Raw genomic sequence first — 23,374 nt, 5'->3', positions numbered from 1 at the left:
GAATCCGTTATTACCTTCACGCCATGCCACGAAGGAGTCCACTCCTCCAGAGCCTCAGGCAACAGGCCCGATGGACTTTCCCGGGCGGCCATAAAGAGGCCGGGCCAAAGCAAATGCGACAGCCACTTGCCTCCTCATTCTTCACCCTTATTCGTTTTTTCCAGCGGTTTGTCAGCGCTGTAAGGAATACTCCAGCCCTCCAGCCCATCCAACACGATGGGAGCCTCCTGCCGCGGAAGCTTGGAGGACAAACGGTTTTTCACCTCGGTATATTCAGGATTCTTCGCGAGGTTGGTCCATTCGTCGGGATCCTTGGTATGGTCGTACAGTTCTTCCCCGCCGTTGTAGTAGCGGGTGTAGCGCCAGTCGCGGGTGCGCACGGTATAGTTGCCCCTGCCCCACGAACAGATCGCCTGCCCCTCCACCGGAGCCTCATGATCTCTCAATTGAGGCACCAAACTGAATCCATCCACATACTCCGGAGAATCGAGATTCGAGAGTTCAGCCAGCGTACGGTAAATGTTGATGAGCGAAACACCCTCCTTCACCTCTCGCCCGGCAACCGGCTTGCCCTCACGTGCATCCCAGATAATGAACGGAACACGGGTCGTCTCCTCCCACAGGGCAAATTTGCGGAAATGCTTTTTCTCGCCCAAACCGTAGCCGTGGTCCGACCATAGGACTACCACTGTGTTTCCGGCATACGGGCTGGCATCGAGCGCATCGAGCAGACGACCGACGTTGTAGTCCGCCCATGAAATGCAGGCAAGATAGGCACGCCTCACTTTGTTCCAGGCCTCGTCTTGTTTAAAACGGCGGTCGTCGCTCACCTTCGCCATTGCCTTGCCAACCGCCGGAATGTCGGAATGATCGGTCGGGTTGATCCGGGGAGGTTCCACCTCCTTGGGATAGAGGTCGAAGAACTGCTTAGGGCAGGTAAACGGAAGATGCGGTCTCACGATACCGACCGCCAGAAAGAACGGCTTGTCGTGTTCGCGCGACAACACATCCACACCGAACGCGGTGTTTTTGTAGTCGGTATGGTCTTCCAGCGGACTGAGCGTCGGCGAAAAACGCATTTTGTTCGATTTGCCCTGGCGGTAGCCCTCGACGTCGTCGAACTTCAGAGGATTGGACTTTTCCAATTCATAAAACTCCGTCCACTCCACGTCAGTTGGAACTCGCCGGTGGTGGATCTTGCCCGAACCATAGGTGCGGTAGCCCTTGTTTTTAAAAAACTGTGGAATCGATGCATAATCCTCGAGCACTTTATCCGAGAAGCCTTCCTGGTCATAAAAGGCATAGAGCCCGGAATTGAACGGCTCCACTCCGTAGAGCAATGCGTTTCGGCTCGGCGAGCAACCGGGTGCGGAACAATGCGCATTGGTGAAATTGATCCCCTTCTTTGCCAACTTATCCATGTTGGGTGTCTGCGCCTGCGGATGCCCGCCGAGAAAGCCCGTCCAGTCGTTCATATCGTCGATCGCAATAAACAGAATGTTCGGCCTATTGCCTGCCGAGGCAACAGTGAGTGCCAGGCCTATCCCCACGATTAAAGCCAGTTGCTTCATATCAATTCTCCATATCTTCAAACGAGGAAATCGACCACGCGCTCTTCCAAGGCACGTAGAAACCTTCATCGGCGAATTCAATGGGCAGCCAGACATAGCGTCCATCAATCGCGTTTCCCGGGCTCCAGATATCGAACATCGCGATATAGGCATCTTTTTTTCCGGTGACCGGCAAAACAAAGGTACTCTGGGCACCAAAGGTTTTTTCGGGGCCCATGTTGTTGCCCGGATTAATGCCCACGCAGGGATTCCCCAGTTCAGTCCATTCCCCCATGATGTCGTCGGCAACCGCCGAGCGTGCCGCATTGGGAGCCCAACCGGTGCACCCGCTGGAAATCAGATAATATTTGCCCTCCCGCTTGAAAACCGCCGGAGCTTCATGATAGCGCCCCGGGAAAATGCGGATATATTTTCCGGTATAACCGGTGTAGCTCTCGTTCAGTTCGCGGATATGCAACGTCGCGTTATGTTCCGAAGCCGCGATGTGATAAGCTGTGCCATCGTCATCCACGAAAACCGTCTGGTCGCGGCTCATCTGCCCTTCGTGAAAACAGGTATTCACCGCAAGCCCGCGCTGATGGGTCTCCGCTTTTTCCTCCCAGGATGCAGAGCCGTGGTAATAGTCGTCTTTCACGTCGAACTGGTTCCTCATCTCTTCCGGAAAATTGATCGGCCAGTTTTCCGGAGTGCCGCGCAGGCTGTGAAGGAACGTGTAGGGGCCCGTCACCTCGTCCGCGACGGCGACGGCGGAGCGGGCCGTCGAATAGGGTTGCGGCTTGGCATCTTTATGTTCCAGATGAAACCACATTACAAATTTTCGGGTCTTCTCGTTGAACACCACCTTCGGCCGTTCGAGAATGCAACCTTTCGTAATTTCCGATTTAGGATCGTTCGAAACGTTCAGCGCGATACCGCAGTCCGACCAGTCCTGCAGATTCTTCGATGAATAGACATGCACACCGACATGCGCACGGTTGCCCGCCTTCCCTTCGATTTTATGCTCACCAAACCAATAGTAGGTATTCTTGTGGCGGAGAATTCCACCTCCATGAGCATTGATATGAACGCCGCGATCATCGCGCCAAATTTCCCCGGACGCAATCGATGCATAAGCGTGTTCCGCCGCGAAAGAGCCGGCAAACAGCGTCAGAACGATAAGTTTTAAGTATTGTTTCATAGAAACCTTTTAGTTGGATTTATTCTTCAATGAGCAAGCGAAGGAACATCTGGCTGGTGGAGACGGGAAGCTCATTGGTAACCGATTCGAAATCAGCGTCGAGCATCCCGGCAACCGGCAGTTCGATGTGCTCCCCCGTTTTCCAATCGTTGGAAAGAAGGTTCGAGGTTGCTTCCAGGGCATAGTTCAGGCCGGAATCGGCGCGGCGCGGATAAACATAGCGGAACACATTCGATTCCGTTCCTAATTCCGGCGCATGACCAGTGGATCCCGGGTTCGTCGGATTCCCGCCCAATGCAAATTCATGAAGGTTGCCCACCCCGTCGCCATCCGGATCGGCCATTTGACCGGTAATGCCATAGTTGACCAACCACTGCCCAAACATTCCATCGATGTCGGCAGACAGCAATATGTCATCCACCAGATAAACATCGCCCTTTTCCGAACCATGTTCACTGTAGAGTACGCCGTCGTCGTCATGATGGAAAAAGATGCCGAGGGTGTTGCCGGGAGCAATCCCGGCATCGGCCATGTCGACGGGCGAAAGAACAATCTCGAACGTGCCGGTATCGCCGAGAGTTGGGGCATTGGTGTTGCCGAAGACGTGGAAGTCGGGCGTAAGCCGCTGCACCAGCACCCCGTCTGCCGCACTGAATTCAGCCAGCCCGGCAATGAAGCCCAACGGCAGGAACGGAGTGCTGTCCATTTCCCAGCTACCGCTCAGCGTGTAGGTGCGGTTGGTATCAATCGCAACCGTAGTGGAGACCATCGTAACCACTTCGTCATAGCCCCAGCCCAAACGAAGCTCTTTTCCGGCGAGGTTGCCGTAGTCTCCGATGTGCACCGAGGTGTCGGCCGCAGATTCATCCCACGCCCAATCCTCCGTGGCCTGATGGTGCCAGATGCCCGAGGGATAGGGTGCGGCGGCGATATCGCCCGCGTCGGAAGAATTCTCAAAGTCATCGGCAAAGATCGCGCTATTCGTGTCCGTGGTGACGTGAAAAACGGAGCTCACCGCTCCGACATGACCGAGTGCATCACGCATTTGCACGGAATAGGAATAGGTCAGGCCGGGTAACAACCGATCATCGATAAAAGACGAAGAGGTTTGCCACCCCGACGACGTACCGCCCTCATGACCACTGTTTTCTGTGAAGCGATACTCCACCGGCCTACTGACGTCAGCGCCTGAATAGGACTTCATGGATATCGCAGAAGATCCAATCGCCTTGGGCACAAGCGAAAAACCGGCAGGATTCGGCAGCGGCGGATGCACATCGGGGGCCATATAGGCGGTCGTTGTCCGAGGGTCGTTCATCTGGTCATGCTGAAGATAGAGGGTATGCAGTTGGTTGCTCAAAGAAACGTGTTCCGGCAAGCCCCCCCCTTCCAGCAGATTGGTGGATTGCCCCAGATCGTCTGCTAGATTATAGAGCGGCCCGCCCCCTTTAGCCTGGTCGAAAAACATCACATAGTCGCCCTGCCGGATGGCATAGGGATATAGTTTTGAATTCTGGCTCTGGTGAAGCATGAACTCGTGCACCGGCACATTTTCATCCTGTTCACCGAGCAGGATGGGGAGAATATTCGCACAGTCCATGGCCTGATCGGCAGCCATGCTGTTCGTGGTCAACGCATACATGATGCCCACCCAGTCATGGCCGCAAATGAGCTGGTCGCTCACGGAATTGGTTTCGATCATTCCCGGCCACATCGCAACAAAAGGAACGCGGTGGCCTCCCTCCTCCATTTGGGCTTTCCATCCACGCAACACCCCCGTTGAATCATAATCCGGCAAACCGCGGTCGGTTCCCAGTCCGCCGTTGTCGGAAGTGAACATAACCAGTGTTTTGGTTAGAATACTGTCCGAGATATCGCCATCGCCATTGGGGTCGTCCAACGCGCTCAGAATATGCCCCACTTGCAGATCGAGTTCATAAATGACATCGGCAATGCTCGAGCCTCCCGTCGCCCCGGCCACAGGAACATTCGGAGGCACCCCCGGAGTTCCGTCCGCATTCGGTTCGAAATCAACCGGCGGAGTATGTGGCAAATGAACCTGGGGAGCACAATAATACATCATAAAGGGAGAATCCGGGTGGCGGTCCAAATGATCGTTGATGAATGCCGCAGCCTTCTTCGAGTTGATGATCCCGTTCTGGCTGGAGTTCCAATACACGTCCCCAATGCCTTCATGCTGGTTCGGATTATCAGCCTTGCCCGTCTGGATGATCCCAGTACCGTTCGGGATCGTATAGTTTCCTTTAGTCCAGAAGACGGTGTTCGAGTTCACCCCTGGCTGCGATGGATTCAGCGGATCCGAGGGATCAATCCTTACAAACCGGTCATTTTCAAAATAGAGATAGGGCGAGTCCTGAATACCGCCGTGCGTGCAGAAGGTGTAGTCGAATCCATAACTTGTTGGGAAATTCGGCATCGTTATTTCATAGTTTTCGATCCCACCCCCGAAATGCATCTTACCGAAAAAGGCGGTTCGATATCCTGCGGTTTTGGCAATTTCCCCTACTGTCACATGTTTGCGCCCAGTGGAAAACGCACTGGTGGCAGTGAAACCCCAAGTACCCCACTGCATGCCGTTCCGGTAGGGATTGGATCCGGTCATCATCGAAAAGCGCGTCGGAGCGCACAATGCCGCAGGCGAATGGGCATCCGTAAACATCATGCCCTGCTCCACCATACGGTCGAGATTTGGAGTCGGGATCGGATCATCCAGCCCCTGATGACGTCGATAGGCGGCGATATCCGACCAACCCCAGTCATCCGCCATGATCATGACGACATTCGGCAGATCGGCAACGGCCGCGCACCCAACCATAACAATGATTCCGATCCATTTCATTGTTCTACCTTTTTATCCCGGCTTCGAGTTCTTCACGTGTAATGATTTCATCGCCATCCAAATCCCGCCCTGCAAAAAATTTGCGCTGGCGCGCTTCGGTGGAGCTGCGGCCCTTTCTCTTTGCCTCACTCATCGTCCAGTTAAGCCACTCTACTTCTGTTACGCCACCATCCTTGTTTTTGTCCAGAGCAGAAAACCAATCCCATTGGGGGTTATCGGTTTGTGATTTTTTCGTATTCTGTTTTTTGAGTTTATCCTGCCACTCCGGGGTATGAATCAACCCCAGGAAAATCGGTTCGATCAACTCTGCGTCCCACCGCTTGCGAAGTTTTTCCAGGTGCTGGATCTTTTCAGGATGATCCCCGGCGACATTGTTCTGTTCGCCGACATCCTCATCTAGGTTATAAAGCTCCGGCTTAGCCCCCTGCCATGGGCCGAGATGCATTTTATAGGCTCCACTTCGAACCGTATATTTTCCCCCATCGAACTTGCGCAGATAAATGGCCTCATGCGGAATCCCTTTTTTTTTACCCGCCAAATAGGGAATCAGATTAATGCCGTCCAGCGGACGTTTGGGATCAACCGGAGCATCGGCGAGATCCACGATGGTACCCATAATATCCAACGCACTGACCGGATGGTGGTATTCTGTCCCAGCCGGCAGCGTCCCCTTCCACTGCACGGCAAAGGGGACGCGGAAGCCGCCTTCCCAGGAATCGCCCTTCCCGCCACGCAGAGGTCCATTATCCGATGCATTCTTTGGTTCGGGCCCACCATTGTCCGAGAGGAATACAAGAATTGTTTTTTCCAGCAGCTTGTACTCTTCCAGTTTATCAAAAACCTGACCGACCCCGTCGTCGATAGCACTGACCATCGCGGCATAGATTTTCCGATCCCCTTCCAGCTTCGGGAAACGGGCAAGATATTCATCCGTTGCCTGCAAAGGCAAATGCGGAGCATTGTATGAAAGGAAGAGAAAAAACGGCCGGTCTTTGCTTCGATCAATAAACTCCACGGCCGCATCGGAAAATTCATCCGTCAGGTATTTTGCAGGAGGGATCGCCTCATGGTTTTTCATAATCCAGGTACGATAGCTTTCCTCCTCATTCGTTGCGGTGTAGCCATCCTGAATGGTCAGCTCTTCCGGCATAAAGCGGTGGCCACCGCCCAGATGGCCATAAAAATAGTCAAACCCGCGGTTCAGCGGATGATTGCTCGGATGGGCACCCAAATGCCACTTGCCAACCACGCCGGTCGCATACCCCACCGGCCCCAGCGCTTCGCCGAAAGTTTTTTCCTCCTTCGGCAACCCCATGTTCGGATCATCGGTTCTATACTGCGGATTGCGCTCAAATCCAAACCGTTGCCCATAGCGTCCCGTCATAAAACCCGCGCGGCTCGGCCCACAGACCGAATACGACGTGTAGCCGCTGGTGCACCGCACGCCGTTTTCAGCAATGCGGTCAATGTTCGGTGTCGGGATGTCCTTGCAGCCGTTAAAGCCGACATCCGCATAACCAAGATCGTCGCACATAATGACGATCATGTTGGGCTTGCGGGCACCGTGCGCCAAAGCAACCGCTAAAATAAAAAATACAAACATTAGGTTTTTCATTGTACTCCCACCTGACAAAGCAGCCTGGCCCGACTGATCAATCCGCCTTCTTAACCTTCAAACTTTTCACCAGAATCTCACCGACATCGCGAACTCCAACGTGCAAAGTCCACCCCTTGGTATTTGTGGTCTTGAGCGTTTTCCCGACAACGCCTGTTTCCCCGGAAACAGTCGTCCAGAGTTCGGTTTGTTTGTCTTTTTTATTTTTCGGGTCGAGGAAATTAGCGAAAAACGCCGCTCCGTCGTCGAGACCCCTGGATTCCCACTCCAGCTCGAGTTCATACCTGCAGTTCGGCTCAAACCGGTCTGCCGGAACCGTTACCGCACGACTCCATGCCCCTTTTTTGGTTCCTTTCATCGCATGGCCGCCACTATCAATCAGATACCCGTCCGTGGTCGGCAATGCGGTTTGAACTTCCCGAGTTCCGGCTCCACCGGTTTTATAGATGAGCCCGCCTTTTTCCAACGCCGGCTCTTCATAGCGTTCCATCTGGGCCACCAGTTCGTCCTGCAGCTTTTCGGCAATCTGCCTGTACTCTGGATGAGTATGGAAGTTGATGAGTTCATCCGGATCATTTTTCAGATCGAACAGCCATGGATCATCCATCGTCGAAAGCACCAGTTTGTACCGACGGTCGATAGCGGCCACCCATTTACTGGCCGCATGGGTTAGATAGACGATGCGGTCTTCGGCAACGTCGCCCCGACTTCCAAGGTAATCAGAGGAAGTATCCGTTCCATGAAACTCCGGCAGACCGTTCGTGACGCCCATCATTGAAAGCGCCATGGGCGCAAAGTCGACATTGCACTGCGCCGAACGTACCACCTTGCCGGCAGGAATGTGTCCCGGCCAGCGAATCAGGAACGGAATTTTTGCAGAGGCTTCATAGGGATTGCCTTTGTTATGCTTCCTATGTTCCCCCATCAGGTCACCGTGATCCGAAGAAAAGACGACAATCGTATTTCCATCCAGCCCCTGTGACTCCAGGTAGTTGAGGATTTTACCGACATTGTCGTCGATGCACTTGACCATGCCGAAATACCACTGCATTTGCTCCTGCTTCAGCTCGTCTGCAGCCGCATTCTTGCCTTTGATGCCAACCCACCCCGGTGCGGTCTCCTCGGTCATGGCATCCATGGTGCGCGGATTCAGGAAATGCATATCCTTGAACATGGAGGCATAGGGTTCGCGAACATGGTTCGGCCCATGCGGATCCGGTATGGAGACCATCACACAGAACGGTTTGGTTTTATCCCGCTCCATAATCTCTATCGCCCGGTCGCACAGAAAATCGGTGGTAAAGGATTGCTCATCGGCTTCGCCGATATTGAATTCATACTGATTCCTGCTCGCATTGAAGCTCCCGATGAAGTTCGCCGTGTTCCCCTCTTTCTTCAGCAACTTCCAATGGCCACGGTTAATCATATAGCGATTGTCGTCGAACCCAAACTTCCGCGCCGGAGCAAACCCCGGTTTGGCATCGCCGTCCAAATGCCATTTCCCGACATACGAGGTTGCATAGCCGTTGCGTCGCAACACGTCGGCAAAGGTAACCAGACCATCATGCATCGGCATGTCGTTCGAAGGTGATCCGGCATGCACGGGATAGAGACCGGAAACCAGTGCGGCACGCGATGGTGTGCAAACCGGCGAGGCGGCATAATAACTCGTGGCAATTGCTCCCTCACGGGCCAGCGAATCAATATGCGGCGTATCGACCTTCACGCCCTTCCCCCAGACATACGCCTGATCCTCACCCATCAGGTCGCGGTAGCAACCGAGGGTGCGAAAATTGTGCTCATCGGTATGGATGATCAAAAGGTTCGGTTGCTTTGCTTTCCCCGCCAGTGCCTTTTGTCCGATGGCGGCAATGCCTGCGGCACTCACGATCCGGTTGAAGCTTCGCCTTTTCATCGTTGTTGCGCTCCTTTGAAACCCATAGCGACCTTAATCTCTTCCGGGGTCAATCCACGCGTCCAGACCGAAACCTCATCCATACATCCGACAAAGGGTTTAACCGGCAAAACATCAAAGGCTTTATTGCTGTAGTTGAGCCCCCCGATCCCAAGACGAACAGCCTGATTGAAGTGTAGTTTAACATCGTTTCCACTGAGCCGGGTCTCCACGGGTTTCCCATCCACGTGGATTTCAACTTCGGACAACCTGCATCCGTTGGACGGCATGCCTGCAACAATGTGATGCCATTCGCCGTCGTTCAGCTTTTCAACGTCTTCCGCCGTCACAGTTTGATGCTCGGAAACCATGACCTGCGGCACTCCGTCATCGAGATTCAGGTTGAAAAAGTTTTTCAACTCAGTGCCCCAGATGGATCCCGTGTTGATCAGGATCTGATTTTCCAGCGAAGTTGTTTTCACCCACAAGGCATACGATACGGCACGATCGCCATGCAGCGGCCCCATGGCAAAAACACCCAAGCGGCTTTGTTCTGAAAAAAGCCCAGCCATACCCTGCATTCCCGGAACCAAATCAACATGGGTCGTCAATGCGCTGTAATGGGGGCCGAAGCTTCCACGGTTTGGGACGATGCGGGCACACTTGATCCCTCGCAATTTGAACGGATCCTCTTTCTTGCGGTTTGCCGTTCCCATGATGGGTTGTTCGACGAGAGGAACGGTTTCCTCGAAATCGAAATGCAAATGGCGCGCACCAGGATCCAGAACGGCCAATTCGCCCTCGCCTTCAATGCGCACCCCGGCACCCGATTTATCAATCAGCAGACGCCCGGAGACTTCATACTCCCCATCGGAAGCTTTGCCTCCCAGCTGGTTGTAGCAGGTTACTTCAATACGGTTATCCGAAATATCCAAGGTCTGGAAGTTGTTGAAAAAATTGCCCCGACTGACCAGTTGCACCACATTGGATTCCGGATCTTTCGTCACGGTATTCGCATGAACTTCACCAGCAAAATAGATATCGACGCCATGCTTCCTCAATGTTTTCCAAAAGGCACTTTCGATTCCATCATCCATCAGCATGCCGCTGCTGTTCACCTTGCGCACCGGATAGATCACCGGCAGGTGCGACTGTACCAGGATATGTTTGATACCCGAATCTTTACGCGCCTCGGCCAGCACCTCTTCCAACCATTGAAGATGCGGGCCGATCACGGTGCCGGTCACGGAACCTTCATCGCCGATCTTCTCGTCGGGATTCTCCTGATGGAATGCATCAATCGTGATGAACAACACATTTTTATGGCGATAGGCGTAGGACGTGTTTTCATACGTTGTGCCCAGCGGCCGCGAGGATGCCTTGCCAACCGGCTGTTCATAAAGAAAGCGCCCACCGTCGGGGTTCCTGTTGAATTCCTTCGCAAACGCTTCCCGGAACTGCGGTTGGCACCTTGACACCACCGAGCCCGCCGGCCAGGGGTTATCACCTATTTCATGGTCGCCCACCGCCATGATCAGCCGGGAATAGCCCCCCTTGCGAAAGGAGTCAACCATGCCCGAATAACAGAAATGTCCCGCCTTCAGGATGGCCTCTTCAGGAGTCGCGCCCGGATAATTGTTCTTAATAAAATTCGGGGTATCCCAGTGCCCGCCATTGCTGTCGCCCGGCATCAGGATCAAATCGCCGCCAAACTTGTTTTTAAGCATCGCCACGGTAGCAATATCCTCCGCGATCGTCTCGTCCAACCACGAGGGATTCTTTTCGGTCTGCGTATATTTTTCCGCCGAATGCCAGTCGGCCAGCAACAGAAAGCGCCACGAGCCCTCCGCTTGTACGCTCAGCGCGACGAATATGATGGGCAGCATCGACTTCATTACTTAGCCTCCAACTCGATACGACCCGCAATTAGTTCTTTTGATTTTGCGGATACTACAATGGTTCCAGGATCGCCCGTCATCGATCGTACAACCACCAGGGCCAGGCCGTTAAACACCTTGTGCTCCAGCGCCTGGAACGACTCATGACTGGTCGGATCGCCATTGCCCACGGCAATGATTTCGCCAGGGCCCTCAATCGAGAACGTGACCAGGTTGTGCGTGCGCGGCACCAGCCGGCCATCCTCATCCGACACCTGGACCGTAATGAACGAAAGATCCTGCCCATCCGCAGCAATCACCTTGCGGTCGGCGCTCAGCTCGATCTTGGCGGCCTCTCCGGTGGTTTTGGTCATATTTTCCGCCCAGCGCTTCCCGTTTTTATACGCCACAACCTTCAACTCACCCGGCTGATAAACGACATCATCCCAGCGCAGGCGATAGGTGTATTCCCCTTTCACTTTCTTTCCAAGTGACTTCCCGTTCAAAAACAACTCCGCTTCGTCGCCCGATGTATAGACATGCACCGGCGTACCTTCTCCGATACGCTCCGGCCAGTTCCAATGCGGAAGAATATGCGCCATGGGCAGCTCCGGACGCCAGCGGGCCTGATAGATGTAAAAACGGTCTTTTTTGAATCCACAGAGATCCACAATCCCAAAATAGGAACTGCGCGGGGGAATATTCCCGCCTAGCTTCTCCAGTTCTTCTTCCATGCGTTTCCGCTCCGCCGGATCGGAAAAGTTGAGCAGGTTGGTCTTGTCCTTGTTATAGGGCGTCGGCTCGCCGACATAGTCGAAGCCCGTCCAGACAAATTCGCCGAACACCCATGGATATTCGTCCTGTGCGGCAAACTCGACATCGGGATTGTTCGCCCATGGCGGTGCAGTGAGATCGAAGGAACTCACCTGGAAATGGCCGCCCTGTCCCAAGTGTTTTTCATCTGAAACCGGGAAAAAATATTCCCCGCGCGAGCTGACGGTCGAGGCCGTCTCGCTACCGTAGAACGGCTGTTTTGGATTTTTCTGCCGGAATTCGCCATAGAGATGCGGTTTGTAGTTGTAGCCGAACAGATCGACTGTTTTCTGGAAACCGTTGAATCCCGCCTTGATATTATTGCACCCGGCCGTAACCAGGCGGGTTGGATCCTCATCGTGGGCAATATCCGTAAGCCGCTGCGAAATGGCGTGGCCCGCCTTGTTGCCCTGCTCGCGGATCTCGTTTCCCGTGCTCCACATCACGACGCACGGGTGGTTGCGGTCGCGCTTGATCATGGCGCGCAAATCCTTTTCGTGCCATTCGGGAAAGTGACGGGAATAGTCGTTGGATGCCTTGCCTTTTCCCCAGCAATCGAACGCCTCCACCTGCACCAGCATGCCCATGCGGTCGCAGAGGTCGAGCAATTCCGGCGACGGCGGATTGTGCGCGGTGCGGATGGCGTTGCACCCCATCTCCTGCAGGATCTCGATCTGCCGCTCCAGCGCGCGGGTGTTGACCGCCGCCCCAAGCGGCCCGAGGTCGTGATGCTGGCAGACGCCGTTCATTCGCACCTTTTTTCCATTCAGGAAAAATCCGTCCGCGGAGTACGAAAGGGTGCGGATGCCGAACGGGGTTTCGACTTCATCGACCGCCTCTCCTCCGCTAAATACCGTGGTCTTGAGCGTATAGAGATTAGGGGAATCCAGATCCCAGCGCCTGGGGAAATCGATGGACAACCGACACGTCGTGCCCTGGCCTGTTTTGCCCGTCTCGACGATCTCATGCACCACCTTGTCGTATGCCCCGTCAATCTCGGCTCGCACCTGCACGGTGGCGCAGTCGGACGACACCACGGGGGTAGAGACGAACACGCCCCAATGCGCAACATGCGTCTTAGCCGTTTTGACCAAACGCACGTTGCGGTAGATGCCGCCGCCCGGATACCAACGCGAAGATTCGGGTTTGTTGTCCAATCGAACGGCAAGCGTATTTTCCTGCCCCGGCTTCAGGAATGGGGTCAGCTCCAGCCGGAACGAGGAATAGCCGTAGGGCCACTCGCCAACATACTCGCCATTGAGCCAAACCGTTGAATCAGACATTGCACCGTCGAAATCGATAAACACCTTTTTGCCGGAGTCCGAAGCGGGCACATCGAAGGTTTTGCGGTACCAGCCGATACCCGCCCAAGGCAACTTGCCGGTCTGGTTGGGCAATTCCGCGCGGAACGGCCCCTCGATGCCCCAATCGTGCGGTACGTTTAACATGCGCCAGGCCGAATCATCGAACGCCGCTTTTTCCACCCCCTGCGGTTCAGCCTTTTCCGTACCGTCCGGCATCGCACCAAAGCGCGCAAAGCTCCAGCCCTCGTTAAAACGCAACGTTTCACGTTCCGCGGTCGCACAAACCGCGACCAGCGTTGCCATTGCCATCATCCATACTTTCATAGCTTCCATCATGATTCCTTACACATCGGATGAACGGTCATTCAATCCATTAAAAACAAACCGATGCCTTCTATTTAATTTCACCGGAGCAATTTCAGCAGCACATTTTCCTGTAAGATGGCCAAGTGCTCCAAACCAGGTCGATTTCAAAGTGAACATACTATCTGCAACCACCTTAATGGACTACTGGAGAAATCTCTAGGTAGGCAGGCTGAATAGTTAACCCAAAAGCCACAGAGGATGAAAAGGATCACCGGGCGGACGGCCCAGCGAACCGTCTGCCATTTTTCATTCCACCCGCAGTCGGATATATTGTTCCGGATGGACTTTGGCAGAGACGCGGTTGGTGACGGAATCGATTTCGGGGTCGATGGAGCCATAGCCGGCGCCTTGCACACCGGAGGAACTCCACAAACCGGAAACAAGATTGGTTGTTGCCTCTACCGAATAGTCCAAGCCACGGACAAGATAATCGCTGCGACGACGGTAGACATATTCCAGCCAATTGGCACCCGCCTCCATGGCGAACCGGGCTGTGGGACGAATGGTTGAGGCATCGTCGATGGTTGGATCACCGCCAAGCCAATATTCGGTTTGGTTATCCACTCCATCACCGTCCGAGTCCATCAACGCGTTGGCGACTTTGTTGGAAACCATCCATTGATCGAGTAGAGAAATCGAACCACTGACTTCAAGAGACACGTTGTCGATGTAATAGACATCGTTTCTCAGCGAGTTCGAGTCGCCATAAAGTTGGTCGTCGCCGTTGTTGTGATGGAAAAAGACGCCGATCCGATTCCCCGGGAAGGTCCCGGCCGCGGCAAGCTCCTCCGCTCCAAGCGTTACTTCGAACATGCCGGCGTCTCCGGTCACAGGGGCGTTCGTTTTTCCGAACACCAGTGAGTCGGGCGTCAACCGCTGAACCAGGGCGCCGTCGTCGGCCGAAAACTCGGCGACGCCCGCGATGAAGCCCCGCTGCACATCAACCACACTTCCGATCTCCCATCGTCCCCGGAAGGTGTAGGACTGGCCGGTATGGATCGGGACCGGCGTTGAGTAGAGCGCGACGACTTCGTCGTATCCCCAACCGATCCTTAGTTCATTGCCCTCGACCCCGTTAAACTCGCCGATATCGACGGACGCATCCGAGCCTTCCGCACTCCAACCATCCGTTCCCTGATGATGCCAACGGCTGACTGGATAAGGGGCCTCAGCAATGTTGCCCATATCATCCGACGTTTCAAAGTTATCTGAAAACAGGTCATAGCACGCGTGATGGTCCGGCAACCGGCATCGGACATGGGTGAAACTGGTACCCCCCACACTGAGCGGCAGCACGCGGAGGTCACCGACGATCTGCGCTTCGCCCACATTAACATCCTCCACGGTCGCCCCCTGGGCAAAGTTCATTACCACGGCTTCTACGATAGGTACGGGCAGTGCAATATCCAGTTCGACCGTTTCCGTGGATTTATTTAAAAAATAGAGATCAATGAAACCCTCATCCGCGGATTTTACGGCCAGGCTTCTGAACACCCCTGCCGTAACGGGTTCGTTAAGACCCAGCATCGTCCCCCCGGCGGCATTTGCGAATGCACGGTGAATATAGAATGCGGGCGATACATACGTTGCGGAACCATCGGTAAGATCACGGAAGCCGCCTCCGTCCGCCCCATCGTTCCACGTTAATGGCCAAATGCTTCCCATATGGATATTGCCGTCCATCATGACCATCAGCATGTCCGCCTGCACGAGCCCCTGATAGAGCGCAGTACCCGGGGTAGACCCGTCTGCCCCCTCGGCCGGGCCTAGGTTCCACTCCAGAAAGCCGATCTTCAGATGCGGTTTATCATAGGTATCGATCCATCCGTTAAACTGGTTGATATAACCCACCCGCCCATTCATGTCCCCGTCGTCCACGCGCCATTCATCGAGCCAGAACTGCCCCCAGGTGATGTTGTTGTAATACCAATGATGATCAATGAGATCCACATGGTCGCCATAATCGCGAATGATATCCTGAACCCTGTTGTTTCCCATGATATTCACCGCAATCCGGCCCAGCGGATCGGCGGCCTTGATTGCTGTGGAGTAGCCCGGAATGAGCAGGAGATAATCGTCGACGGGAACGTGGTTGTTCTTCTCGGGCTGGTGCCCAGCCTCGTTATCCAGATAGTAATACCGGGGGCCGTCAATCTGGTTTTTAACATAGTTCACCAGGCGAACAGCCTTATCAATGGAGTCCTGATCGCGGTTGAATTTGTAGCCTTGCAGCATGTTGATGCCGATTATGGGAGCCGCACCCGTCTCCCGGCATTCATCCAGATAATCATCGAGCGACAGCCGATGCTGGTTTGCCGCGAACAATGCATTGCTTTCGGCTGCAGTCGGGGCGTAGGACGCATTCCAGAAATCCCTGTAGCCCTCATGGTAGGGCCATTCCCAATCCCAGTAGGATACCACATGCCCCCCGGGGTATCGCAGATTACTCATCCCCGCACGCTTGAGCACCTCGGTCTTGTAGCCGTCTTCCCAGTCCGGCCCCACCTCCTTCGTGTAGACCACATTTGCCCCGACCAGATAGCGACCGATGGTTTCCGGAGCAACCACCGAACCCGACTCTATCACTGACGCGTTGTCGATGAAGATGCGGTGGGTCGCCTTTTCATTGGCCTTGATGATCCGGACCTGAATGTACTCCCCTGCATGGGTGCTCAGGTTGGCACCGTTAATGGTTCCTTCCAGCTTTTCCCAGCCACCGCCGGGGCGGGTGGTCGCGTTCCAGAAAAATCCCATCCTATAGCTATACGGGCCCTGCGGTGTTGCACCGGTATAGATCGAGGCATGCAGCGCCGGGACATTGGTACATGAAGAATTATCGGTGGGCTCATCGACCCGCATCATGACTGATAGCCGATAGTGTTTGGCCGGATTCACTTGCACGCCCAGGTTTTGAACCACAGCTCCCCGCTCCCAATAATTCGCGAACACGACGGATTGGCGCCCCGTATACGCCCGGTTGGTCGATACCCTCAACTGCCAATCGTCTTTTTCTCCGGACGAAAACCATGGGCTGGTTCCCTCGGCCGGTTCGCTTCCGCCCAGGGTTTCGAAACCCGGGTCGTTCAGGAGATTCCACGCTCCGGCCACATCGACCGTCATTGTGTGCACTGCGGCTCGGGAAGCGCCAACCAGCATAAGAAGGGCAACCGCCATTCGCATTCCCGGCATGATGCCTTGATGGTTCGTATATTTATGTTTTTTCATACAATACAGACCTTCTTACTTCAGGAGAACATGGCCGGACAGCATGCCCGGCCATGGCCAATCGATGCAGGGTGCTTCCAGTGCGGCTATTGCTCAACGACCAGTCTTGCAAACTTCCTGATCTCGTCAATTGGAATCGAGTTGGTCACAAAGTCAAACGATCCGCCAGTGACGTTGGTCGTCATAACCATGGTTCCGCTGTTGGTCCACGTGGAGGAAACAAGGTCGTCTGAAACCTCAATCCGGTACGTCAGCGCAGCATCGTCCGTGCGCATTGCATAGACATATTCAAGCACGGAACCGATATTGGCATAAACAGGAATATGGCCGTTAATAAAACCGTTGACCGGGTTTCCACCCAAAGCGTATTCCATCAGGTTGTCCCATCCGTCCCCGTCGAAATCATGATCCGGGTCGGCGTCCGGGCTGCCGCTCATGGAGGGATAGTCGGTCACCCAGGTTTCGTAGGAGGCATTGATAACTTCCCCGAAGATCGCAATATTGTCGAAGGCGCCTTTATCCCAGGGACCAACGGCATTATCAATGGAAAGACGGAAGGTCGCTTTTTCACCGTCTGCCAGCACGCGATCGGTCAGATTGCTGAGCGAAATGTCAAAATCATGGTAGTCGCCAGACGAGCCGGTCACGGCCAGATTGGTTGCGGTGAAAAGAACATCTTCATTGGCAATTCCAGAAAGATCGCCATAGGCATAGGCCAAGGCCACATCCTGCGGGCCGGCAGCCAACCAGCGTCCGTAATCAAAGCTGACTGAATCGAGCCGGAGCGGGCTCCCGGTATTGTTTAAAATCTGCACATCCACCCGTTGGTTTTTGTTCGTGGTGCCCATATGAACCTTGTAGCCCGTTGGTAGAATGGTAGCTCCGGAAAATGTGCCGTAGGTTCCGTCGGAAGAACCCGCCGTGGTATCAACTCCAATTCCATCCGCCGTACTGGTGTAAAGGCTTCCGCCAATTCCGGGTGCATGGAAATCGGGATTAGCCAATCTGGAACCGTAAAAACCCAGCAACAGATCCGCAGGAGGCGGGCCGGTCGTATACTCCCCGAACACAACATCGTCCACAAAAACCTCATATTCCGAATTCTTGGCATTGTTGAACTTCTTGAGCGTGAGCTGGAGGTATTCACCATGGTTGTCGACCAGAGCCGCATCCGAGCCATCGACCGTAAGCGTGATTGTCTCCCAGACGCCCGTTGTGGAAGGGGCCAGTTCGTAGAATGATTTCCCCGTCCAGGAATATGCACCTCCCAACACCGGACTACTCCCCAATGCAACACCGATAATGGTGGCATTGGTCTGGCTTGGGTTGGTCGACAGATTGTCCAACCGCATGGCGAAACTGATTTCATAGACCGTGTTCGAGTCAAGGGTGACTCCGAGGTTCTGGAGGGCGGCCGCATTGCCGGCCCATGTTGAAAACTTGAGCCCCTGCGCTCCGCTTTTTACAATGACCAGTTCCCGCGACACCCATCCAGCCTGATTCCCTTCCCCCGTAGAAAACCACGGGGCGGTATCCGCATTGGGATAGCTCCACACCGTCGACGTCTCAAACCCCGCATCAGCGACCAGATTACTGACCACCGCGCCATAACTAACGGCTGTAACTCCAACCACCAGTACCGCCAGGCCAACTCCTGACATTCTCATCATTCGCTCCTTGTTTCAGTTTCATTTTTTCGTACTGCAGTATTAAACTCTTCTAAATCTCTCTTGCCGGAGAAGCCCAGAGATCAACCCTGTTTTAAACTACTGTAAGTTCATCATCGCCCTCTCCATCCGGGTCATGACATGCGACAGTCGATGGCAGCACCACGATGGTGTAGGAAGGGTGAAGCGGAGACCGCCGAACGTAGCGAAGCTGCCGTAAGCAATTGAAGCTGTTATAGCATCACAAGGCGCCTTATCCAAAGCAGGCCGATTCCTCCCGCAGCGATTATCCCCAATGTAGCCGGTTCAGGGATGGTTTCGATCGCCAGCGAATCGAAGGCCATATTTTCACCGCTGCCGATATTGCTGAGCACGAAAAACCCGATGTCTTTGCCGAGAACCAAATCGTTGTTTGCCGTTTTGGTCGTAGCGGTGATGTTGTATGTGTCGACCCATTCCTCCCAGCCATCTACCGGATCCGTACGATCTGTCGTTACGGCAGAATTGATGCGTTCAGTCCATGCGTAAAGGCCATCGCCATTGACATCTGCAAACAGAAAGGCCGTTACGTCACCGGTCCAGGCCAAATCGTTTCGGTCTCCAACAGAATAGGTTACCTTAAGGCTCTCTTCCACAAATGTGTCAGAAAACAACTTCCATGTTCCCCGGGTATTGACCGCATTTGCCGCCGTCCAGAATTGAGTTCCAGAAACCGGGGCTAAACCACCAATGCTGGCCGTGTAAAATCCTCCACCGAGATTCGCCCAGCCATCGGTATTATCAACCGTATCCGTAATCAATGTGGCCGCAGCCAGCAGTGGAAAAACCGCCCCCAACGTGAAAACCGCCATTATCTGCTTTGACTTCCTCATTTCTTTTCCTTTCCTTGCCTGCTCGGGTGCTACTCATCAACGTGGACATCAAGATACCCCCACATACCGTATCCAATATAACATCAGAGTAAGTTATCACGAATAGCCGTGTCGTCTACTAGAGGAATCTCTAGGTGGGAAAAGACGGGTTGAGGTCGAACATCGGGAGGGTTTGAGCTTTGCAGGGCTGAAAGGAGTCCTGATTGACCATACAGGTATTCAGTTTGGCTGCGTTATCAAGCGGAGAAACTGTTCGGGAAATCCTTCGGTGGAGACACGGTTTGTGACGGAGTCGACTTCGGCGCTAATGGCCCCGGAACCGGCATCGAGCACCCCGTTGGTGCTCCAGGCTCCCGAAACAAGATTGGTTGTTGTTTTCACGGTGTAGGTCAGCCCGCGGGCGAGATAGTCGCTGCGACGGCGGTAGACATATTCCAACGTCTGGGAAGCTCCATCCATCTTGACACCAAACATTGGAAAAATGGAGTCGGCATCATCGACCATCGGATGCCCGCCAAAAAGATATTCGCCCCAGTTATCCACACCATCCGGTTCCAGATCGGCGGTTTTCCAGGCATTGGAACTGTAGAGTCCAAAGCGAGCGGCCCAGGATTCATAGTTTGCAAGGCCGGAAATCGAAATCGCCACATTATCAATTCCGCCACCCGAGTATTGACCTACAGCGTTAGAACCCTCCAGCCGGAAAACAGCATATTCGCTGTTCGCCAATGTGAAGTCGGGGAGATTGGTTAATGTGACTTCAAAGTCGTCATAATCAGCCACCCATCCCAAGATATTGTTTCCGGAGATCGTTGCCAGCAGAGTGTTCTCCGCGACCGCGAGATCGCCCGACAGATAGCTGACAGAAATCTTGGAAGGCGACAGATCGTACCAGCGGCAATAGTCGAACAGCATGGACTCGAGCTGGATGGCCGACCCGGTGTTGTTGGTGATCGACACGCTGATGCGGCTTTTATCGGCACTGTGCTCCACTCCCCGGACTTCATAGGAACCGTTAACCGTCGTTTCCACCCCGCTGAATGCCGACCCGAATGTTCCATCGGTGGACGATGCCCCCGCCCGAATCCCCTGCCCGCCCGGAACAATGATTCCGCCTATGCCGGTGATCGCCAGGGCCGGTTCCTTGCTGCCATCCCAGGCTATACCCATGACCGGGACTGTGATCGGCTGGAGTTTTTTGAGTACCAGCAGGCGAACGGAACCGGCAGGAATATCAACAGCCACTTCATCGCCGGGATCTGCCAGTATGCCGAGCGGGATCAACTGCGAGCCGAATTGATCGAAGACTTCCCATACACCGTCCGCGCTTCCGGATTTAAGGTTAACAGAACGGTTTGCCGGGGAAAGCGTGTTTGAATCCATAAAAACCCCGAACAGGGTATCCGGATCATCCTTCTGCTGGGTCACCTGCCAGAAGCATTCGTTCTCAACATAGAAAAGCTGATTGAATTTCTGGGCCACCAGCTCGGCGGCAATCGTGTCGCGGGCCGTCGCCAGGCTCCCGAACTCGTCCCAGCTGTCGCCATCGGTCTGAAATGCACGATTGCACCAGGCGTTGGATTCCAATGCCGCGCGATCTGAATACGGAACCACCGGCACAAATCCGCTCGGCGAAGTGGGCAGCAGGTTGTCCCACCGCCGCGTGTTGTTCAGCATGATCACGGTTAGATCGACATCAGGCGTATCCCTGTAGGCATCCCAGCAGGCCAGATGATTGATTACATAATCCTGCGGCGGGGCGGAATAGTTCTTGTAGTTATGGTTATAGGTCAGCTCCCGCAACCGGGTATGGTTCGGTTGGTACAGCGCGGCCGCCACGGGAGAAACCCCCTTGAGCCGGCTTCGGTCGGGGGTGTTGGGGTAGATGCCAGCCTCGACCATCTTCAGAAAGTTGAAGATCCCCTGCCGATAGGCGCTGCTGTATTCTGGCCCGGTTCCATCGCGGAGGAAAAGTGGATTCTCCTTGCCCTGGATTGAGGTGATACGGAAGACATCGGCCCCGAGGGCATATTGCGAAAGCAGGTGCCGCAGCACCACGTGTCCGTTGCGCATGCCGCCGAATTCCGTCACCCGGTTAGGTGTCAAATTGTCCCCGATGGAATTGCATCCCCAGCTTTCGACATCGCCGTTGAGCCAGAGCCCCACCCGCTCGGCGAAACTCCAATCCAGATCGCTGACGTTCGAGTTTTCCACTCCGGGAACAAAGACATCCTTGTAGGCCGGGAAATAAGTCGAGGCCTGCGAGGGCGTCATGACCGAAAAAACAGCACCCTTGGTGCAGATCATGATTTTCGGTGGTGCGACGCCCAGGCTGACGGCCCGCGCAATCACCGCGTCCATGTGCGGTTTATAGGAATCGATATCGTGCGCTTCGGCAAGTTCCTTCGTGCGCGCCATCATGTAGCAATGACCATTATGGATTGAGGCCTCGAAGATATCCGCCAGATGGCCAGGACTGATGTAGAGGTTGTTGCCCTTCCCGATAATCATGCAAAAGTGCGCCCCGCGTTCGGCCAGTGCGGCCGCGACATTTTCAAGGCCATTGGTGGCGGCGTGCTGAACCGTGGTGCCGTTGGATGCCGGGCTTAAACTTGCCGTCCAATAGATGCGCTGCGGCTCGTATCCGTTTCCGAACAACTCTTCGTTCCATTCGCCCATTGCGGCCACAACCTCATCCGCCCGCTCCGCAACCAATGAAGGATCGGTTTTATCCCAGAGGCCTAGGTAGCCCGCGAAATAGTCGATGTACCAGATGGGTTCGCCTCCCTCGGCAATGGTTCCTGCAAACGAATCGATGTCCCGAGCTAGATCATCCAGCGAACCGCGCACGTCGCCGAGCACACCGTTTCCGTCAATGGTCTTCGCATCTTCCTTCCACTGGTTGCTGTTCAACCCGACCACATAGAAATGGTCGTCGCCGTTTGCCGGGCCGGCGAGCACAACCTTATCCAGGCCGCCCGAGCGATCCTCGAGGCGCGCTGCATCGGTAAAGTGATACAGCGTGTGGGCATAACCATAATCCTTCACACGAAACCGCGTATTGGCCGATTCATTTACGGTGTCATAATCCAAAATGTAGAGATCGTCGCCATAGATCGTGAGCATTTCCGGCCCCGGGTAGGCCGCCCAGTTTCTGAAGTTGCCCGGAATCCCCTGTTGGAGAAGGTATTTTCCGGTATCCGTATCTTCATACACATCCGCGTATTCCTCCTGAAACCGCAACCGCTCACCCGTGGACAGCATCGTGGAAAGCAGCTGGGAGCCCGCCCCGTTTTCCGGATGCAGCACGCCCCAGTGGCCGACCAGTTCCTCATCGCCATCGCCATCCATGTCATAGGCGTGGGGCAATTGCTTGTCGGTCCATCCCATCGATTCCTGCACATCGTTGGTGTTCAACCCCGTCGCCCCCCAGTAGGCTGGCCGGGAAAGCGTATCGAGATCGGTTATTTCAAAATAGTTTCCACCGGAGAACGCATTGTCGTCGTAGAACGAAATAACCTCGTCGCCCCCGGCCCCATCATAGTTGCCCGCCACAACGCGGCGAACAACGCCCCATGACTGCGGACGGCTGCTGGAAAGCACCGCGCCGGTTTCATCGAGGATATAGATCCGCCCATCCACCCCGCCGGTCACAATGCGGATTGCTCCACTGCTGGAGACGCCGACATCGACACTATACAGCGCGCCTGCGCTGACCGCCCAATCTTCAAGCAACACCCCCGTTGAAGAAAGAATCCGCAAATGCCCATCCGTTCCCGGAACCAGCACCTCGTCGCCGGGGCTGTTCGTGATGGCCTCGCCCGCATCGATCATGATGTTAAACGAACAAGGTGTCTGGTATTCCCACAACCGGTTGGTGGTGGATGCTGGATCAACAATGAGCGCCGGACGTTGGAAAGCGATCACCTTGCCTTCAATGCTCATGCCGACGACATAATCCTTCGCCCCGACGCCATCGAAATCGGCCGTCGTCACATGGATCAGGTTATCGCCCTGTGCGCTGTAGGGCTGGAACGCGGTCTGCGATAAGGTATCATGCGCCAGCAAACCGGCAGAAAGCCCAATGCATAAACCGACCTTGTCCATATACGACATTTTCGAATCCCTCAAAA

11 protein-coding genes are annotated in these 23,374 nt (G+C 54.6%); all 11 read right to left on the bottom strand.

Annotated elements, in window-relative coordinates; genetic code table 11:
• Window positions 1-134 precede the first annotated feature (134 nt).
• On the bottom strand, window positions 135-1,571 hold the full coding sequence (locus tag E9954_RS02595) for a sulfatase (RefSeq protein ID WP_136077683.1): 1,437 nt from the start codon (window positions 1,569-1,571) through the stop codon (window positions 135-137).
• 1 nt (window position 1,572) lies between these two features.
• Entirely contained in the window at window positions 1,573-2,748 is a 1,176-nt protein-coding gene (locus tag E9954_RS02590) for a glycoside hydrolase family 43 protein (protein WP_136077682.1), read from the bottom strand.
• A 19-nt stretch (window positions 2,749-2,767) separates the two neighbouring features.
• On the bottom strand, window positions 2,768-5,608 hold the full coding sequence (locus E9954_RS02585; protein WP_136077681.1) for a sulfatase-like hydrolase/transferase: 2,841 nt from the start codon (window positions 5,606-5,608) through the stop codon (window positions 2,768-2,770).
• Window positions 5,609-5,612: 4 nt separating this feature from the next.
• On the bottom strand, window positions 5,613-7,223 hold the full coding sequence (locus E9954_RS02580; protein ID WP_222847027.1) for a sulfatase-like hydrolase/transferase: 1,611 nt from the start codon (window positions 7,221-7,223) through the stop codon (window positions 5,613-5,615).
• Window positions 7,224-7,260: 37 nt separating this feature from the next.
• Window positions 7,261-9,138 (bottom strand): sulfatase-like hydrolase/transferase, encoded by a 1,878-nt coding sequence (locus tag E9954_RS02575; protein ID WP_136077680.1) that lies wholly within the window; start codon window positions 9,136-9,138, stop codon window positions 7,261-7,263.
• Window positions 9,135-11,012: a LamG-like jellyroll fold domain-containing protein gene (locus tag E9954_RS02570; protein WP_136077679.1), complete on the bottom strand. Its 1,878-nt coding sequence runs from the start codon at window positions 11,010-11,012 to the stop codon at window positions 9,135-9,137. The genes E9954_RS02575 and E9954_RS02570 overlap by 4 nt, the downstream gene beginning before the upstream one ends.
• Complete coding sequence (locus E9954_RS02565; RefSeq protein WP_136077678.1) at window positions 11,012-13,435, bottom strand: glycoside hydrolase family 2 TIM barrel-domain containing protein; 2,424 nt, start codon at window positions 13,433-13,435, stop codon at window positions 11,012-11,014. The genes E9954_RS02570 and E9954_RS02565 overlap by 1 nt, the downstream gene beginning before the upstream one ends.
• A 288-nt stretch (window positions 13,436-13,723) precedes the next feature.
• A complete protein-coding gene (locus E9954_RS02560; protein ID WP_136077677.1) occupies window positions 13,724-16,702 on the bottom strand; it encodes a hypothetical protein in 2,979 nt (992 codons plus the stop codon).
• Window positions 16,703-16,788: 86 nt separating this feature from the next.
• Window positions 16,789-18,372 carry a hypothetical protein gene (locus E9954_RS02555; RefSeq protein WP_136077676.1) on the bottom strand — a complete coding sequence of 528 codons (1,584 nt, stop codon included), beginning with the start codon at window positions 18,370-18,372 and terminating at the stop codon, window positions 16,789-16,791.
• Between the two features lie 230 nt (window positions 18,373-18,602).
• A complete protein-coding gene (locus E9954_RS02550; RefSeq protein WP_136077675.1) occupies window positions 18,603-19,241 on the bottom strand; it encodes a PEP-CTERM sorting domain-containing protein in 639 nt (212 codons plus the stop codon).
• 219 nt (window positions 19,242-19,460) lie between these two features.
• Window positions 19,461-23,357: a hypothetical protein gene (locus E9954_RS02545; protein ID WP_136077674.1), complete on the bottom strand. Its 3,897-nt coding sequence runs from the start codon at window positions 23,355-23,357 to the stop codon at window positions 19,461-19,463.
• Between the last annotated feature and the right edge of the window lie 17 nt (window positions 23,358-23,374).

It is taken from the genome of Pontiella desulfatans (assembly GCF_900890425.1).
Taxonomy (GTDB): Bacteria; Verrucomicrobiota; Kiritimatiellia; order Kiritimatiellales; family Pontiellaceae; genus Pontiella; species Pontiella desulfatans.
This window is presented reverse-complemented; position numbering and strand designations above follow the sequence as displayed.

What these genes read in the sequence shown, in the direction of transcription:
- E9954_RS02550 (WP_136077675.1), bottom strand. Translation starts at nt 19,241, where the DNA reads ATGAGGAAGTCAAAGCAGATAATGGCGGTTTTCACGTTGGGGGCGGTT.
- E9954_RS02585 (WP_136077681.1), bottom strand. Translation starts at nt 5,608, where the DNA reads ATGAAATGGATCGGAATCATTGTTATGGTTGGGTGCGCGGCCGTTGCC.
- E9954_RS02580 (WP_222847027.1), bottom strand. Translation starts at nt 7,223, where the DNA reads ATGAAAAACCTAATGTTTGTATTTTTTATTTTAGCGGTTGCTTTGGCG.
- E9954_RS02560 (WP_136077677.1), bottom strand. Translation starts at nt 16,702, where the DNA reads ATGAAAAAACATAAATATACGAACCATCAAGGCATCATGCCGGGAATG.
- E9954_RS02570 (WP_136077679.1), bottom strand. Translation starts at nt 11,012, where the DNA reads ATGAAGTCGATGCTGCCCATCATATTCGTCGCGCTGAGCGTACAAGCG.
- E9954_RS02565 (WP_136077678.1), bottom strand. Translation starts at nt 13,435, where the DNA reads ATGAAAGTATGGATGATGGCAATGGCAACGCTGGTCGCGGTTTGTGCG.
- E9954_RS02595 (WP_136077683.1), bottom strand. Translation starts at nt 1,571, where the DNA reads ATGAAGCAACTGGCTTTAATCGTGGGGATAGGCCTGGCACTCACTGTT.
- E9954_RS02545 (WP_136077674.1), bottom strand. Translation starts at nt 23,357, where the DNA reads ATGTCGTATATGGACAAGGTCGGTTTATGCATTGGGCTTTCTGCCGGT.
- E9954_RS02575 (WP_136077680.1), bottom strand. Translation starts at nt 9,138, where the DNA reads ATGAAAAGGCGAAGCTTCAACCGGATCGTGAGTGCCGCAGGCATTGCC.
- E9954_RS02555 (WP_136077676.1), bottom strand. Translation starts at nt 18,372, where the DNA reads ATGATGAGAATGTCAGGAGTTGGCCTGGCGGTACTGGTGGTTGGAGTT.
- E9954_RS02590 (WP_136077682.1), bottom strand. Translation starts at nt 2,748, where the DNA reads ATGAAACAATACTTAAAACTTATCGTTCTGACGCTGTTTGCCGGCTCT.